This is a genomic window from Cryobacterium melibiosiphilum (assembly GCF_003602235.1).
Classification (GTDB): domain Bacteria; phylum Actinomycetota; class Actinomycetes; order Actinomycetales; family Microbacteriaceae; genus Cryobacterium; species Cryobacterium melibiosiphilum.
Genome location: NZ_QZVS01000081.1, coordinates 22,099 through 38,069, shown reverse-complemented (window position 1 = coordinate 38,069; position 15,971 = coordinate 22,099). Strand labels below are relative to the sequence as shown.

The 15,971-nt window shown below is 68.6% G+C and carries 13 protein-coding genes; 4 read left to right on the top strand and 9 right to left on the bottom strand.

Features of this window, described 5'->3' with window-relative positions:
- The first annotated feature begins 63 nt into the window (after window positions 1-63).
- Together ptsP and D6T64_RS09725 are read left to right on the top strand one after the other, a co-directional pair.
- Complete coding sequence (gene ptsP, locus D6T64_RS09730; RefSeq protein WP_377011189.1) at window positions 64-1,722, top strand: phosphoenolpyruvate--protein phosphotransferase; 1,659 nt, start codon at window positions 64-66, stop codon at window positions 1,720-1,722.
- A gap of 54 nt (window positions 1,723-1,776) precedes the next feature.
- Complete coding sequence (locus tag D6T64_RS09725) at window positions 1,777-2,055, top strand: HPr family phosphocarrier protein (RefSeq protein WP_119974529.1); 279 nt, start codon at window positions 1,777-1,779, stop codon at window positions 2,053-2,055.
- A gap of 150 nt (window positions 2,056-2,205) precedes the next feature.
- Here D6T64_RS09725 and D6T64_RS09720 read toward each other — a convergent pair whose 3' ends face one another.
- The 5 genes from D6T64_RS09720 to D6T64_RS09700 all read right to left on the bottom strand — a co-directional run bounded on the left by D6T64_RS09720 (window position 2,206) and on the right by D6T64_RS09700 (window position 9,502).
- The gene (locus D6T64_RS09720; protein WP_119974528.1) at window positions 2,206-5,661 is read right to left on the bottom strand and encodes a TM0106 family RecB-like putative nuclease; all 3,456 of its coding nucleotides are present in this window, start codon (window positions 5,659-5,661) and stop codon (window positions 2,206-2,208) included.
- A gap of 91 nt (window positions 5,662-5,752) precedes the next feature.
- Entirely contained in the window at window positions 5,753-6,115 is a 363-nt protein-coding gene (locus tag D6T64_RS09715; RefSeq protein WP_119974527.1) for a GntR family transcriptional regulator, read from the bottom strand.
- Entirely contained in the window at window positions 6,112-7,116 is a 1,005-nt protein-coding gene (locus D6T64_RS09710; RefSeq protein WP_119974526.1) for a hypothetical protein, read from the bottom strand. The genes D6T64_RS09715 and D6T64_RS09710 overlap by 4 nt, the downstream gene beginning before the upstream one ends.
- Before the next feature lie 117 nt (window positions 7,117-7,233).
- Entirely contained in the window at window positions 7,234-8,949 is a 1,716-nt protein-coding gene (locus tag D6T64_RS09705) for an ABC1 kinase family protein (RefSeq protein ID WP_119974525.1), read from the bottom strand.
- Between the two features lie 4 nt (window positions 8,950-8,953).
- A complete protein-coding gene (locus D6T64_RS09700) occupies window positions 8,954-9,502 on the bottom strand; it encodes a PadR family transcriptional regulator (RefSeq protein WP_119974524.1) in 549 nt (182 codons plus the stop codon).
- A 295-nt stretch (window positions 9,503-9,797) separates the two neighbouring features.
- On the opposite strand from D6T64_RS09700, the gene D6T64_RS09695 reads away from it, so the two are divergent.
- Complete coding sequence (locus D6T64_RS09695) at window positions 9,798-10,070, top strand: hypothetical protein (protein WP_119974523.1); 273 nt, start codon at window positions 9,798-9,800, stop codon at window positions 10,068-10,070.
- A gap of 2 nt (window positions 10,071-10,072) precedes the next feature.
- Window positions 10,073-11,002: an FHA domain-containing protein gene (locus D6T64_RS09690; RefSeq protein WP_233551011.1), complete on the top strand. Its 930-nt coding sequence runs from the start codon at window positions 10,073-10,075 to the stop codon at window positions 11,000-11,002.
- Window positions 11,003-11,021: 19 nt separating this feature from the next.
- On the opposite strand, the gene D6T64_RS09685 is transcribed toward D6T64_RS09690, so the two are convergent.
- From D6T64_RS09685 to D6T64_RS09670, 4 genes are all read right to left on the bottom strand, one after another.
- Window positions 11,022-11,522, bottom strand: coding sequence for a hypothetical protein (locus D6T64_RS09685; protein WP_233551010.1), 501 nt, complete (start codon window positions 11,520-11,522; stop codon window positions 11,022-11,024).
- Between the two features lie 89 nt (window positions 11,523-11,611).
- On the bottom strand, window positions 11,612-13,303 hold the full coding sequence (locus D6T64_RS09680; protein WP_119974522.1) for a CYTH and CHAD domain-containing protein: 1,692 nt from the start codon (window positions 13,301-13,303) through the stop codon (window positions 11,612-11,614).
- 141 nt (window positions 13,304-13,444) lie between these two features.
- Window positions 13,445-14,311: a class C sortase gene (locus tag D6T64_RS09675; protein ID WP_325049788.1), complete on the bottom strand. Its 867-nt coding sequence runs from the start codon at window positions 14,309-14,311 to the stop codon at window positions 13,445-13,447.
- Window positions 14,312-14,453: 142 nt separating this feature from the next.
- Window positions 14,454-15,959 carry a SpaH/EbpB family LPXTG-anchored major pilin gene (locus tag D6T64_RS09670; RefSeq protein WP_119974521.1) on the bottom strand — a complete coding sequence of 502 codons (1,506 nt, stop codon included), beginning with the start codon at window positions 15,957-15,959 and terminating at the stop codon, window positions 14,454-14,456.
- Window positions 15,960-15,971: the final 12 nt, after the last annotated feature.

Here is a 15,971-nt window from a genome sequence, read left to right as displayed (position 1 = left end):
CAGACGAAGTCCACCGAGGCGCAGTCCGAACCGACGTCGGCGCGGTCCTATTCCGGTGTCGGAGTGACCCCCGGCCGCATCGTGGGCGTCATCCGCAAGATGCCCTCTCCCGTCAGCGAACCCACGGTCGGCGAGCAGCTCAGCGGCGCCCCCGAAGACGCCGTCGCCGCCCTGCGCACGGCCTCAAAGGCCGTGCACTCCGAACTCAAGAACCGGGCCGATGGCGCCAAGGGTGCCAGCAAGGCCGTTCTCGAGGCCACGGCGCTGATGGCCGCCGACCCGCTGCTGATCAAGGGCGGCATCAAGCTCATCAACAACTCCGGCCTCACGCCGGAGCGCGCGATCTGGGAGGCGGGAGCATCCGTCGCCGAAATGCTCCACAACCTGGGCGGCTACATGGCCGAACGTGCCGCCGACGTGCTCGATGTGCGCGCCCGCATCGTGGCCGAACTGCGCGGAATGCCGGCCCCCGGCATCCCCCTCTCGGATACCCCCTTCATCCTGGTCGGCGAGGACCTCGCACCGGCCGACACGGCCACCCTCGACCCGTCGATCGTGCTCGCCCTCGTCACCTCGAGCGGCGGTCCGCAGTCGCACACGGCGATCATCGCCCGGGCGCTCGGCCTGCCCGCCATCGTCGCGGCGGCCGGCGTCGAAACCCTCACCGACGGCACCGAAATCTACGTCGACGGTGCCGCCGGAACCATCACCCTGAACCCCGGCACCACCGAGCGCACGGCCGCCGAGGCCTGGGCAACCACGAGCGCGATTCTCTCGGTCTTCGACGGAGAGGGCCGCCTGAAAGACGGCCACCTCGTGCCGTTGCTCGCCAACGTCGGCGGCGCGAAAGACGCCGTCAAAGCCGCCGCCGCGAACGCCCAGGGCGTGGGCCTGCTGCGCACCGAATTCTGCTTTCTCGGCCGCGACACCGAACCCACGATCGACGAACAGGTCGAGGCCTACCGCGGCGTCTTCGATGCCTTCCCCGGCAAGAAGGTCGTCGTGCGCACCCTCGACGCCGGCGCCGACAAGCCGCTGCCGTTTCTGACGGATGCCTCGGAGCCGAACCCGGCGCTCGGCGTGCGTGGCTACCGCACCGACTTCACCTCCCCCGGAGTGCTGGAGCGCCAGCTGCAGGCCATCGCCCTCGCCGCCGAGGGCACCGAAGCCCTGGTCTGGGTGATGGCGCCCATGATCTCCACGACCGATGAGGCCGAACATTTCGCCGGGATGTGTGCCGCCGCCGGACTCACGATTCCCGGTGTCATGGTCGAGGTCCCCTCCGCCGCGATCATGTCCGCGAGCATCCTCACGCACGTGGAATTCGTCAGCCTCGGCACCAACGATCTCACCCAGTACGCCATGGCCGCCGACCGCCAGCTCGGCCCGCTCGCGGAGCTCAACACTCCGTGGCAGCCGGCCGTGCTGCAGCTGATCCGTCTGACGGCGGCCGGCAGCGAGACTGAAGGCCACCACAAGCCCGTCGGGGTCTGCGGTGAGGCCGCGGCCGATCCGGCCCTCGCCGTGGTGCTCGTCGGAATCGGCGTCACGACCCTGTCGATGACCGCCCGGTCGCTGAGCGCGGTCGGCGCCGTGCTGGCCAGCGTCACCCTCGCTGAGGCCCGCGACATCGCCGCGCTGGCCCTCACCGCTCCGACGGCCACCGAGGCCAAGGCACGGGTGCGCGCCGCCCTGCCGATCCTGGCCGAACTCGGCCTGTAGCCTGCGTTTCGCGCCCGTTTTTCCGATCTTTCATCCCCAGACCCAGGAGGACCCATGTCCGAACGTAGAGTAACCATCGCCAGCCGTGTCGGCCTGCACGCCCGCCCCGCCGGTATTTTCGCCGAGGCCGTCGCCGAGCTGCCCCTCGAGGTCACGATCGCGATGGAGGATGAATCGGCCGATGACGCGATGGACGCGTCGAGCATCCTCTCGCTGATGAGCCTCGGTGCCGCCCACGGCGACGTCGTGGTGCTGCGCGCCGAGGGCGACGGCGCTGACGAGGCGCTCGATGCCCTCGTCAAGATCCTCGAGACCGACCTCGACGCCGAGTAGCCCAGCGCCGCCGGTTCAGCGCCGTGACCGCGCCGCTGTGACCGCGCCGCTGTGACCGCACAACACAATGACCGCGCCCGATACGGGTGAGCGCTACCGACGTTGCCGTAGCGGTCACCCGTTTGGGGCGCGCTCGTGCCTGGTGGGCGGCTACTCGGTGAGCGTGATGAACGCGCTCAGCTGGGTGAGGCCGTCGACGCTGGTGGGCAGGTAGTCGGTGATCGCCGGCGAGTAGACCAGGAACGCCGCCCACTGGGCGCGCGAGATGGCGACGTTCAGCCGGTTGGCGAGCAACAGGAACTCGAGCCCGCGGGGCACCTCCTCGGCCGAACTCGCCGCGAGCGACACGATGGCGACCATCGCCTCCCGGCCCTGGAATTTGTCGACCGTGCCGACCGGGACACCGTCGAATCCGGCCGCCCGCAGATGTTCGCGCAGCAGCTCGACCTGCGCGTTGTAGGGTGCAACGACGATGACGTTGTCGGCCGCGAGCGGCGCGGTCAGGCCGGCGGATGTCCACGGCCGGCCGAGCACGTCGCGCACGATCTGCACGACCGCGGCCGCTTCTTCGGCCGAGGAGGTCGAGTTGCCGGCGTGAACGACCGGCACCGCGTGCAGTCCCGGCACGACCCCGTCCAGGCTGCGATCGGACGCGTGGGAGCGCAACTGGCCGTCGTAGGACAGCGCGGAGACGGGCGCGCAGACATCCGGGTGCATGCGCCAGCTGGTGGCGAGAAAATAGCCGAACGCGGGCGGCAACACCCGGTGGCCGGCGCTGAGCCAGCCGAGCGCGGACTCGTCGACGGGTTCGGGGTGTGTGCCCTGGCTGACCTGCGGCAGTTGCTGCGGGTCACCGAGTAACAGCAGCCTCCGGGCGGCGACGGCCGCCGCGATCGTGCTCGCGAGCGAGTACTGCCCGGCTTCGTCGATGACGAGCAGGTCGAGTGAGCCCCGGGGAATGCGCTTGGCGTTGCTGAAGTCCCAGGCCGTGCCACCAACCACGAAGCCGCCCGACTGGTGGGTGAACGGCGCGAAGGTCTTGGCTTCGAGGGGCGTCCACGGCACGGGCTTCTTCTCATCGCCGCTCCTGGCCTTCTTGCCGACCCGCTGCGGGTCGAGGCCGACCTCGACGCCCGCGGTGATGACGGCGCGCAGCATGTTCTCGACGGCGGCGTGGCTCTGGGCGACGACGCCGATGGTCCAGCCGTGGTTGACGACGAGGTCGGCGATGACCCGCGATCCGACGTAGGTCTTGCCGGTTCCGGGCGGGCCCTGCACCGCGAGGTAGGAGTCGCCGAGCCCGAGCAGGGTGTCGCGGATGGCCGCCTGCACGTCGCCGTCGACAACGGTCGCCAGTGGTGACGTTCCCGCTGGCCCGCTGCGGGGCGGGCACCGGCGCAGGATGTCGAAGGCCGCGTTGGGGACGTTCTGCGGCTGGGCGTCGAGCACCGTGCGGCCCCACTCCGAGATCGCCTCGACCTGGGTGCCGGGGTTCGGGGGTGTGCCCGGCGTCAGGGCCATGGGAACGGCCTCGTGGCTGGGCGCGCCGCGCTCCAGCTGCTCCTCAATGAGATAGACCGATTCATCGACGACATCAACGACCGTCGCCTTGTTGTGGGCGGTGCGGGCGCCCGGGGTGCGACTGCCGGTGATCGGCGGGTACGGCAACCCGTAGACGAGGAACGGCTGGGACCCCACCTTCAGCGAGCTGCCCGGGGCGAGCGTTCCCGTGACGCGCAGCAGGCGGCGGTCGAGCAGCTGGCGGCCTTCCCTGTGCCAGCCGACCTCGACCGTGGCAGAGTCGATGACGAGCACATCGCGGGTGTCGGCCCAGTCCTCGACCGGACTGGCGAGCCGGTTGAAGTGGTCCCACCAGAATGACTTCTGTTCTCGGCGGTGGTAGTCGATGGCGGCGGATGCCAGCGCGAGCGCGGTCTGGCCGGTCGAGCGTTGCAGCCGCGGCACCCCCGACAGCAGTGCCTCGAGCTCGAGGTAGACCGGGTCGGCTTCGCGCACGGTCGGGGCGAGGTCGAGCTCGGTGCTCGCCGGCAGGCTCGTCACCGGGTTCTCGGCGGCGCGGGCGAGCAACCAGTCCCGCAGCCGCAGGGTGGACCGGCAGTCGTAGGCGTTGTAGCGGGCGATGTCGTCGAGAACCGCGGCGGCGGCATCCGCTCCACCGGCAGCCGCGAGCGCACGGGCGCGGGCGTACTCGGCGATCGAGTCGGCGGCGTTGGCGACGCCCTCCCGCTCGTCGGCTCCCATGTAGAGCGGCTCAAGTTTCTTGAGGGAGTAGCTGTGGCTGCCGATGCGCAGCCCCTGCCGCACGACCGGGTAGAGGTCGACGAGCACGTTGTCGCGCAACAGGTCGTCGACGGCCTCCTCGCCCACGCCGTGGCGGGCGGCGAGCATCAACAGGTGAGTGCGTTCGTAGGGGGCGTAGTGGTAGATGTGCAGGTTCGGGTAGCGGGCCCGGCGTTCGGCGACGTAGGCGAGAAAGTCGATGAGTGCCTGGCGCTCGTCGGCGTGGGTGTGCGCCCAGAACGGCACGAAGGTGTCGTCGTTTTCGACCAGCCCGAAAAGGTAGTCGAGCCCCCAGACGGTCGAGGCATCGGGGGTGTCGGCGCCCTCCTGGTAGAGCGGGTCGCCCTCGAAGTCGAAGAAGATGTCCCCGGCGTCGGGCTCGGGCAGCGCGGCGAGGGCCTCGGGCTGGATCACCCGCCACTCGGGCCGGCCGTCGGCCGAGGCGACCTGAAGCGCGGCCTGCTGGCTGAGAGTGCCGAGGGTCGCGGCGCTGATCCCGGGCACCGGTTCGCCGGTCGCGGCGAGCTGATCGATGGTGACGATGCCGGCCGCGCGCAGCCGCAGGCGTTGGTTGAGCCTGAGGTTGGCCACGAGCAGAAGGTCGCGGTGCAGCTGCACCTGCTCGGCGCAGAGGGTGCAGCGCCCGCACGCCGTGTAGCGCGGGTCGCCCCAGGGGGTGGCGTTCTCGTCGGCGAGGCGCTCGTCGATCAGGCGTTCCAGCCGCGCGCGCCGGGTGCGATAGACGGGAAAGATGTCCCGCAGCCGGTGCGTGCTCGTGCGGCCGTCACCGAGCACGAGGTGCACGTTCTCCCCCGTGTTCACGCCGATCTTCTGCAGCTGTTCGCTGTAGGCGGCGAGCTGCAGCAACGCGGTGATCTTGGCCCGGCGGGCCAGTTTGGTGTCGTAGACCTCGTAGGTGGGGGTCGTCTCGCCCGGCTCCGAGGAGCGGATGATGAAGTCCGCGTACCCGAGAAAACGCCCGTCGAAAAACGCGGCCTGAAACACCACGTCGGCCCCGGACTGCAGGGCCGCGGTGCTCTGCGCGGCGGCCCTGGCGATCTCGCTGATCGCGGGCCGCTCGATTTCGACGACCGTGTGCGAGCCGCGGAGGCGCTCGAGCATGCGGTGCTCGTGCACGTCGCCGAGCACGGCGGTGCGTTCGAGCATGGCGTCGGCCGGCTCGGCCGTGGCCGAGATGCGCCCCAGGCGGGCGTCGAGGCGCCGCATCAGCGCCCACTCGCAGGTGGCGGCGGCGCTCAGGTCGCTCGCGGAATAGACAACCGTTGCGGGATCGAGCAGAAACACGCGGCCTCCTGGCAGAAGTGGAATCTCAGACACGTCGAGGCTAACGGAGACCACCGACACGCTGCAGTCACCGGCGCCTCCTCCGGGCCCGTTATTCGAGCGGAGGTACTGCCTCGACTCGCCAGACGGCGCGCAGGATCGCGATGCTGTCCTCGAGCGAAACACCGGCACCCTCGCTGGCTTCTGCGAACGCCCGGGCACGCTCGATGACGGCCTGCGGCGCCCGGGACGCGCCCGGGGCGACCCGGGTACCGGCGGCGGTGCGGGTGACGATGAGCCCGTCACGTTCCAGCGATTTGTAGGCCTTCGCGGCCGTGGCCTGCGCAACGCCGAAGTCCCGAGCAGTTTGGCGCACGGTCGGCAGGCGTTCGCCGTCTCCCAGCTGTCCGGAGCGGATCGCGCCGCGAAACAGGGCGTCGATCTCGTCCGCAGACCGCGGCGTCGACGTGGTCATCGGCGTGGCTCGGCAGCGGATGCAACAGGGTCGGATTCGCCGCGCCGCGAGCGTCCCGCCGCGCGCGCGGCACGGGCCGAGTCGACCGCCAGCCGCAGCAGGAGCGCAACCCCGGCACCCTGCAGGCCGTACCCCAGCAGGTTCATCGGCCGGGCGATGGTGTCGTAGCCGCCGGCAACCAAAATCTGCGGGTCGTCGAGCATTACCAGGGCTTGCCCCGAGGAACCGGTGTGCATCCAGACCGCCCCGAGAGTGGTGATCAGGCCGCCCAACAGAATGAGCGTGAACAGTCGAGCCGTCAATTCACGTTCCGAGCGCACGCTGGCAGCGGATGCCCGCGCGAACAGCGGCCGGTTGGCATCCGCTTGGAGCACGGCGACCAGCACGAGAACGGACAGGGCGAGCGCCACGAGGGTGGCGAGGTGGTTCGGCCAGCCAGCGCCGGCCAGATAGCCGTAGCCACTGTTGAACGTCATGTAGATCGGCAGCTCGGTGTAGGAGGGAACGTTACCCAGGAAGCGCCCGTCTTTCGGCGCGGTCGTCGCGATGGCGATCTGCCACAGGGCGGTCAGCGCAAGCAGCGTCACCGTGATCCCGGAGATCCACAGCAACGTTCGCGGCGCAAAGGTATGCCACCGGCGGCGGGGAACGAGCGCTCGTTCGCCAGGAGCGGGAAGGGGCATCCGTCGCAGTGCCAGTGCCGCGATGGCCACGACCAGCGTCGCAGCGACCAGTGGAGCGGGCCGACGCCACCAGCCATCAAACCCCGAGGCGTCAGGCGTCGACACGGCGAGCGCACTGGTCGCCGTCGCGACGGTGACCACGAGCACGGAGCCCGCTACGGCGGCCCAGACCAGTGGCGCCGTGCGCTGGCCGGTCTGCGGCAGCGATACGATGCGGCGCGGGCGAATCCACGACAGCGCGAAGAACACGAGGCCGAAGGTGACGGCCACCTCGAGGGGCAGCAAATCTTGAAGGGCGTGCACAAAGGACCAGAGCATCGAGGTCTCCCCAACCTGAATCGCTCGCGCGCGTCGCGGGCTTGTACTGCAAACCTAGCACAACGTTGTGCTATTCAAACAGTGCAAGTTGCGGATGCGTGTGGTGCGTTCAGGCCATCACCGGCGACCCGCGAGCAGGGCGTGTAGGAGCGGGGCGACGGAGGCGACCATCAGTACCGTGCCGAGCACCACGTCATCCGCTCGCAGAAGCACACCGGCGATGAGCAGCGCGCCGAACAACAGGGCCGACACCGCCTGGCGGGCGGTGCGCTCCAGGCGCGCGACCCGCTTCTCCAGTCCCGGGCTGGCGACCGTGATGGAGCCGTCTTCGAGTCGGGTGATCAGACCGTCGAGTCGTTTCGGGAGGCGGAAAACGATACCGGCCGTCTCCATCGCCTGCTTCGCGACGTCCTGCACCAGATTGCCACTCTCGTCCCGCAGCAGCTGCGCGGCGTAGGGTTCGACCGAATCCCACAGGTTGAAGGCGGGATTGAGCGCGCTGGCCACGCCGGAGGTGAGGGACATCGCTCGGATGATCAGCAGAAAGTTCTCGGGCAGCTGGAACGGCAGCGAACGCACCACATCACCGAACTGCACCGCGAAATCGCGGAACTCCCGCGGATCGACCTCGCGCAGCTCGGCGAAACCCATGCCTCCGAACCGGGCGAACAGGGTCGTCATGGCACGCTCGAGCTCGGTGGTCTCCGCCGAGGGCAGCAGCACGCCCACGTCGCTCATGGCATTGACGAGACCGCGCCCGTCACGGGACGCGGCGGCGATCAGCATCTTGCGCAGGCCCGTACGGGTGCTGGTGGGAACCTCGCCCATCATGCCGAAGTCGATGAAGGTGAGCTTCCACCCGCGGTCGCTGGCGCCGGGGGTCCCGGGCGCGACCGGGGTGACGAAGATGTTACCGGGGTGCGGGTCGGCGTGAAAGAAGCCCTTGGTGAACATCTGGTCGAACATCACCTCGGCGAAGACCGGCGCCACGTCGGCGGGGTCGATGCCGGCAGCCCGGAGGGCGTCCGTGTCGGTGATCTTGATCGCCGTCACGTCCTCGAGCGTGAGCACCCGACGGCTCGTGCGTTCCCAGACGATGGCGGGCACGCTGACCCGGTCGTCGTCGGGAAAGGCGGCCGCGAAGCGCTCCGAGCTCGCCGCCTCGTGCAGGTAGTCGATCTCTTCGAGGCTCGTCGCCGCGAACTCCTCGACCAGGGCCGGCATGTCAACCCGGTTGGAGACGAGCTTGACGTGGCTCAGCCATCCGCCCACCTTGCGCAGGGCCGCCAGGTCGACGTCGATGATCTCGTCGATACCCGGGCGCTGGATCTTGATGACGACGTTTTCAAGGCCGATTTCGGCCGCATCAAACGGCAAGAGGATGGCGCGGTGCGCCTGCCCGAGGGAGGCTGCGGCCACCGGGGTCGGATCGACCGAGGCGAACACCCGCTCGAGAGGCATGCCCAACTCCGCTTCGGCCGCGGTCCGGATGGCCGCGAACGGCACCGGGGCCACTTCGTCCTGCAGGCCTTCGAGTTCCTTGGTGATCTCGGGCGGGAGCACGTCAAGGCGCGACGACATGAACTGCCCCACCTTGATCATCAGGCCGCCGAGGTCTGCCGCGAGGGAGTGAAATCCCTTCGCGAAGCGCTGCATCCGCTTCGATCGGGTGCGCTCGGCGATCTTCACCAGCCCGATGCGGGGCAGAAACAGTTCGAACCACCACGTGACGGCGAGATACCAACTGGCAAAACGCAGGATGCGGCGGTACCGGGCGCGCAGGTTTCCCGCGCCCGGATTCGAGTCGTTTCTGCCCCGACGAGCCGATGGCACCCCGTCAGTCCTGGGCGAGGATCGAGTACAACCGACGACGTGCTTCGTCGAGCACAGTGACGGCCTGCTGCACCTGCTCCGGGGATCCGGTTCGTCCGACCTGGGCTGCCGCCTGGGCCAGCTCGACGCCCGCCTTCGGCAATGCCGCGTAGCCGTGACCGGCGGCGGAGCCGGTGGATGCCCACGGCGCGCTCGTGTCGGAGTCGGCGACCGCGGCACGACCCTCCTCGGTGAGGGAGTAGATTTTGCGGCCGTTGGACTCTTCGGCGCTGATCAGGCCTTCGTCGGCGAGCAGCTGCAGTGTCGGGTAGACCGATCCGGCGCTGGGCTTCCAACTGCCGCCGCTGCGCTCCTCGATTTCGTGGATGATCTGGTAGCCGTGCATCGGCTGTTCGGCGAGCAGCGCCAGCACCGCCGTGCGCACCTCGCCGCGACCGGCCCGGCTGCCCGCGCCTGATTGCTTCTCGAATCGCGAGCGAAATTGCTCCATCGCTTGCCAGATGCCGTCGATGTTGCCAGCATTGAACCCGCCGGTCGTGAATGTGTTGCCCATGATTGCCTCCTCGTGAGTGACCTGTGAACGTGACTAACCAGTGCCTGTCGGTGACGTATGCAGGTTCTTATGAACGATACACAACGATACTGAACGATAGACAACGACACCGAACGATAGACAACGATACCGAACGATGCCCTCGACCGATAGGTACGCGAGTCAGTTCGCGGCCGATGCAGTGCCTGCTTTTCTTTGACCGCCGGTTCGGGCCGGAATATGCCCACTAGAGTTACAACATACCTAACCTGGTTACCGAACGTGTTGCACCAATGATGATGAGAAGGAACCTACCGTGACGGAACACCAGAATTACCTCGGCAACGTAGACAGCACTCCCGAGCCGACCGAGCACACGATCCAGGATTGGACCGACCTGGGCCAGGAAATGTGGTCGTACCTCACCGGCAAGGGCGCCGCGATCAACTACAGCTTCATCGACATGCACGTCGAGGTACCGCGCGACATCGGCCCCGACGCCCCGCGTGCCACGTGGAAGCTCAACGGCACCCTGCGCGTCACCACGAGCGACGCCGACAGCGCCGGCTCCGACCCGCACCGCGCGTAGTCATGTGCCCCGCCACCACCTCGACCGTGCATCTGCAGGTCGATCTGGCGTTCTCGCTGTCGGAGCCGGCCCTGCCGGACCCCGCGCAGCCGGATGCGCCGGCAGCTGCCGCGCCGGACACCATGACCGGAACGATTACCGCCGACGGCACCGAAGTCACCGTCTACACGAGTGACCCCGCGCTGCTCGCGCAGGGTCGCGCGCTGGACCTCGGTCAGGTGCGTGGCATCGCCGACGAACTCGCCAAGCAGGGCCTGACCGTTGCCCTGACCGGACCCGCGGGCTTGATCGCCAAGATCGGCGCCGTCGACGCCCCTCTGCTCCAGCGCCTCGTGACCAAGTCGCCGCACATCACGCTGGGTGCGGCATCCGCCCTTGCCCCGCTGCTGCTCGGTCGCAGTCGGGCGGCGACACGGCCGGTCGCGGTATCGCTGCCGCCGGCCACGCTGTTTCCGCTCGTTCCGACCCTGGACCGCAAGAATCGGCGCCGCGTGACCACGACGCACTACACCCCGGGAAGCGGGCGTCCGCGCCTGATCTTCGTGGTGGGGTCGAAGAACTGGGACGGCACGCCGCCGCGGGAATTCAACCTGTTGCCGACGACCACAACGATTGGCTCGGCAGCCGAGGCGAGCCTGCAGCTGAGCGGGTTGAAATCGTTCCACGCCGAGATTCGTCACGATGAGAACGACGAATACGTGCTGTATCCGCTCGGAGAAGTGTCGGGCAATGTGCGCGAGTCCGATGACGACACCTTCGCTCGGGGTCGTGGTCAGATTCTGCGCACCGGCGCCCGAATCGAGATGGGACCGTGGCGGATGGCGTACTTCCGGGAGGAATTCGCCGACCACGGCCGGCCATTCGGCGGACGGGTCGGTGGCGAACTCGCCGTGCAGAAGCCGCAGCCGCCGCGCCGCACGGCGACCCGGTAGGACCGGGTCGCCAGTCGGGCTAGGAAAAGGAATTCAGCCAGACCGCGCGGGTGCCGGATTCGCCGATCGCCACCACGGCGACCGTCGCAGCTAGTGACACCAGGACCACGAGGACCGAGATCACCGTGGTGATCGCGGTCCTCGTGACTGCACTGCGCAGCAGGCCGGACCAGCGGGCATCCGGTGTCGCCACGAACCGATGCCAGCCCCACTGGATCGTGGTGAGTGCGAACAGCGCGATCGCCCACGGCAGCAGGATGCGCGCCAGGTCCATGTGCGTGCCGAGCAACGGTGTCGCCGCGACCCGCTGAGCCAGCCACTCCCCGGCCTCGACGGTGATCGGCACCATCACGAGGGCGGCGAGGGCCAGGATCGGCGCGACGATACCGATACGGCGTCGGGCAGCCGGCCAGACCGCGGTCATCGTTGCCGCCAGGGCCGCGAGCGGCACGAGCACGACGACGACGTGTATGAACAGAATATGCAACGGCAAGCCGTTGAACTGCCAGTCAATATCCACTCAGCGAGCGTACCCGGCGGGCTTCAGAATTTCCCGAGATCAGGTCGGGAGCGCCAAAGCCTGCAGGAACGCCAGAGCGTGCAGGAACATCAGAGCTTGTGGCTCAGGCGGTCAATGTGCTTGACCTCCCCACGCATATCGGCGAGCACGTCGTCGTGTTCGACCTCGGCACGGGTCGCCAGAACACCGTAGACGAAGGTCGCCTCGCCGGCGGCATGCGCGCGCGTCGCCGCACCGGTCACGTACACGCTGAATTCCCGGTCGTCCCCATGGGCGTCCAGGGCCTTCTCCACCTTTTTCGCCGCGGCGGCGAGGCGCCGATACTTCTTGCCGCCGTCGGCCGCGGGCGTGACCGCCTCCGCCGCGTGCCGCAGTCGACGGGCGGCCGTGTGCACCTCCCGCAGTGCGGCCGCGACCGTGTCGATGCCGGCGAGCGCCGACGATTCACCCGGGGTCGTGGGCACCGCACCGGCGGCGGATGCCCGGGCCGCGAGCGCGACATCGGTGCTTTCCCGCAGACGCCTGCCCCCGCGCCCGAGCGATTTCGTGACCTCGCGGGCGGCGGTCTCGTAGGTCTCCGGTGTCACCGCGGGGTGCAGCAGAAAGACGTCGAGCCGATCGAGCAGCCCGAAATACGGTCGGCTCGTGAGCATCCGGCGCAGTTCAGCGTGGGCGGTCAGGGAGTCGGCCCGCGTCTCGGCCAGCAGCCGGGTCTCGGCGGCCTCGTCCCGAAGCGGTTCAGCGAGGTGGTCGAGGCTTTTTTGCACGCGGCCGGCGCGGGCCTCGGCGTGCGCCGCGGCTTCGAGGGCCGACCCGACCACATCGAGGTCGGCACGCAGGGCCTCGATCGTGTCGCGCTCGAACAGCCTCCGATAGACCGCGAGCACGCTCTGCAGGCGCTGCACGGTCGCGGTCATCGTGCGCAGGCCCTTCGGCTCCTCGGCGCGCACACGCGGATCGGCCTCGAGCAGCCGGGCACCCAGCTCCCGCAACGTGGCGACGACGGATGCCGCGCTCCCGGCGTGCGGTTCGGCGCGCTTCGTCGTGCGCGGAGCCGACGGGGTCAGTTCGGTGAGCGCGTCGGCGCCGAGCGCCCGGGCGATCTTCGCGATGCTGGTGGACGGCTGCGCCCCGGCCGCACGCAGCGCAGCTTCGACGGCATCGAGCAGCGCCGTGCGCGCCTTGCGGCTGTCGGGGGCGGCCGAGAACAGTTCGACCTCCCACTCGCGCCACTTGCGAAAGACGCCGCCGCGCATGTCCGAGGCCGAGACGTCGTCGTCGGCGATTTCGGCGACGGCGTCGCCCTCGTCGTTCAGCAGCAGCACGGTCGTGCGGATGGTGGTGATGCGCGCCAACGGGGTCAGCGGCCGGTCGCGCACGATCGTGCGGATCGGGTCGAGAACTCGACCCGGGACATCCGTCGCCCCGCCATCGATCGCCTCGCCCGGGCCGGTGCTGTCGTCGAGGTCAATGCCCGAACCCGAGCCGGTTTCGACGTCGAGGGGCCACTGCATTTCGGTGCGGCCCTCCCGGGCGGGCAGTTTGATGTGCCAGCCGGCATCGCCGCCGCCCTCCCGGCGGCGCAACACAATACGGTTCTGGGCCAGGTTCATGGTTTCGGTGTCGAAGTACACGGCGACGAGGGTGACCGTGCCGGGAAACTCGAGGCCGGCAACGCCGGGGATCTGCAGCAGGTCGGGCAGCCGAAGTTGGCGATCCACGTCGTACTTGCGTTCAATCTCGGTCGTCGTCGTCATCGAGTGTGTTCCCCTGGGAGTCATGGCGCCAGTCAAGCAGATCGCCGGGCCCCGCGGGAGGTCCGAATGGCCCGACTAGACACCTCAGTGGCGGAGACGGGCTGGCTCGTGAGCAAGCGGGTTATGGTTGCGTCCCCCGCGCACAGCAAAGCTATGACCGCCCTGTCATTCGCCATCACTGCCTCCTCCGCGAGGAATCGGCCGCGGCGGCCGTCCTGAAACCCATATATACGTGCCGGCGCACACGATCACGCCGCCGGCGATGAACATCCACCACGGAAAGCCGGGCACGTCAGGCGGGTCGCCCGCTGCGTCGATGTCGGTCTGAGGGGTGGGGACCACACGCTCGCCCGTGACCAAGATGCGGTGGCTGTTGATTCCGAGGGGAGTGCAGGTGACGAGGGTCATGAGGTCTTTACCGGGTTGGATGAGGAGGCTCTCGGTGTCGTCAGGCTCGACGACGAGGGTTTCGGTGACGCGGTAGGTGAGTATCTCGCCGAAGACCTCGATGGTGAAAGTGTCATCGACCATGACCTCGTCGAGGTTGGTAAAGAGCTCGGAGGTCGCAAGGCCCCTATGTCCGGTGATCACGGAGTGGGTAGACGGCCCGCCAACGGGGAGCGCCGTGCCCTCGAGGTGACCGAGGCCGTGTTCGAGGACAGCGTCGCTCGTGCCGTGGTAGATCGGCAGGTCAACGTTGATCGAGGGAATTTTGATCCGCGCCATGAGGCCCTCGGAATCACCGCGAAGCATGGCAAGGTACTGTCGCTCGTCACCGGGACGAGGTTCATTGGCGAGTGGGAGCCGTTCGTTCGCGGCGACGGCTGCTCCGCCCCCGCTCAGGCCCCGGTTGTACTCGCCTGCCTCGTCGAGCCTCTCGCGCAGGGTCTCGGCGCCGAGGTCGTTGATTGCCTGGGTGAGTTTGTCGATCTCGTGCGACTGCTCGATTGAGCTGAACCACGCGGCCGCGGCCGGGTAGAGCAGAAGTGCGGTGCCGGCGATGATCGCCAGCGCCACCAGCAGTGGCAGCACGGGCAGCCGCCAACGACGTTGTCGGCTGCCCGTGCGCCTGGTCGGAACCGAGGGTGGATCGGTGGCAGATGTTCGGGATTCTTCGCCGGAGCCGTGCGAAGGCGGGGCGCCCTTCTGACGCCCCGCCTTTGCCTTCACAGTGCTAGATTACGGCGCCTGCAGGTGCCAGGGTGGCACGACGACGCGAGCCGACGATTCCGGTACCGAGGGCAATTGCGATGAGCCCAACACCACCGACGGTGAACCACAGGGCGCCGTCACTACCGGTGAGGGGGAGCGCGAAGGCCGGAACCTGGTCGTGCTCGAACTCGACGTAGTTCTGCACCGGCGCCGTGGTCGAGCTCGGACCGGCGACGACCTGAGTGTGCACCTGGCTCGGCGTCGGGAGCTGGAATCCGGCCGGGGGGGTGATCTCACGCACGTAGTAGTTGCCCGGCGTGATGATGGGAATCTCGACGATGCCGTTCGCCCCGGTTGTCCACTTCTGGATTCCATCGATGAGAATCGCGTTCTGGCCCAGGTTGGCGTCGTTCTGGTTGAGGAACACTTGGTACTCGGCGCCCGTGAGGGGGACCCGTACGCCGTTCTCGCTCTGGAAGGCGAAAACGGTGAGCTGGCCGATGGGGGTACTGCCGGTGACCGTCTCGGTGGCACCGTTCACGACGCTGGTCGCCGTGTTCGTGATGATGCCGCTGGCGGGGATTGTGACCGCCCGGCTCAGCACCGTAAGCGTCACATCTCCCCCGGGCAGGGCCATCAGGCTGGTGAGGCCGGCAGGGGTGAAGGTGGCGGTGAGGTTACGTGTGACTTCGTCGTACACGAGGGTGTAGTCCGTGCCCGCGAGGAAGTTCTGGGTGACGCCGGCCGCGTTTTCGACCCGCACACTTGTCGGAGCGACCCCGGTCGGGCCGGTCGCAAGGTAGTCGAGCTCCGCGGGCAGCGTGTCCGTGAGCGTGAATATGTCGAGGGTGTCGCCGCCGGCGAGCGTCGGCACGGCGGAGTTGATCGCCCAGCGAATCAGGTCGGGGTTCTGGGCCTCGATCGAGTTAGCCGGTGCCGGAACCCGCGACTTCGTCAGATCGGTGACAGCGTTCTTGGGGTAGGCGTGAACGTCGTAAATCCACTGGTTCGCCGGTGCGCCGCCCGGGCCTGTCGGGAACGGCAGCGTGACGAGGAACGGCGCGGCCGGGTTGGTCGCCCCAGCCGGCAGCGCGGTCTCCGTCACGAGGTAGAGACCGAGCGGGAGGGTGTCACCGTCGTTGAATACCGCCACACCGTTGACGCCGGTGGTTGCCGTGTAGGTATCGGCAACGGTGACGCGTGAGGCAGCCGTGCCAGGAGTCAAGGCGGAGACCGCGGTCCAGCCTTCCGACGTGGTGAGGTCGACACCCTGAACCAGGGCAGCGGTGAAAGTCGCGCCTGAGAGCGGCGTGCCGGAAACGGCGACTTCCTGGCCGGTGCCGATCTGCTGACCGTTATCGGGGCCCAGCGCGGACTTGTGGATGGTCAGGGTGCGGGAGATCGTCGGGTCGATGTTGCCCGGCTGGGTGACGGCTGTCGCTGGCGCGACAGCGACGAGGGCCGCCGCTGCAGTCAGCGCCAGCACGGCGGCAGCGGCGGAAAGCCGCCGGAGGATGGGGTTGGACATGTGCTTTCTCCT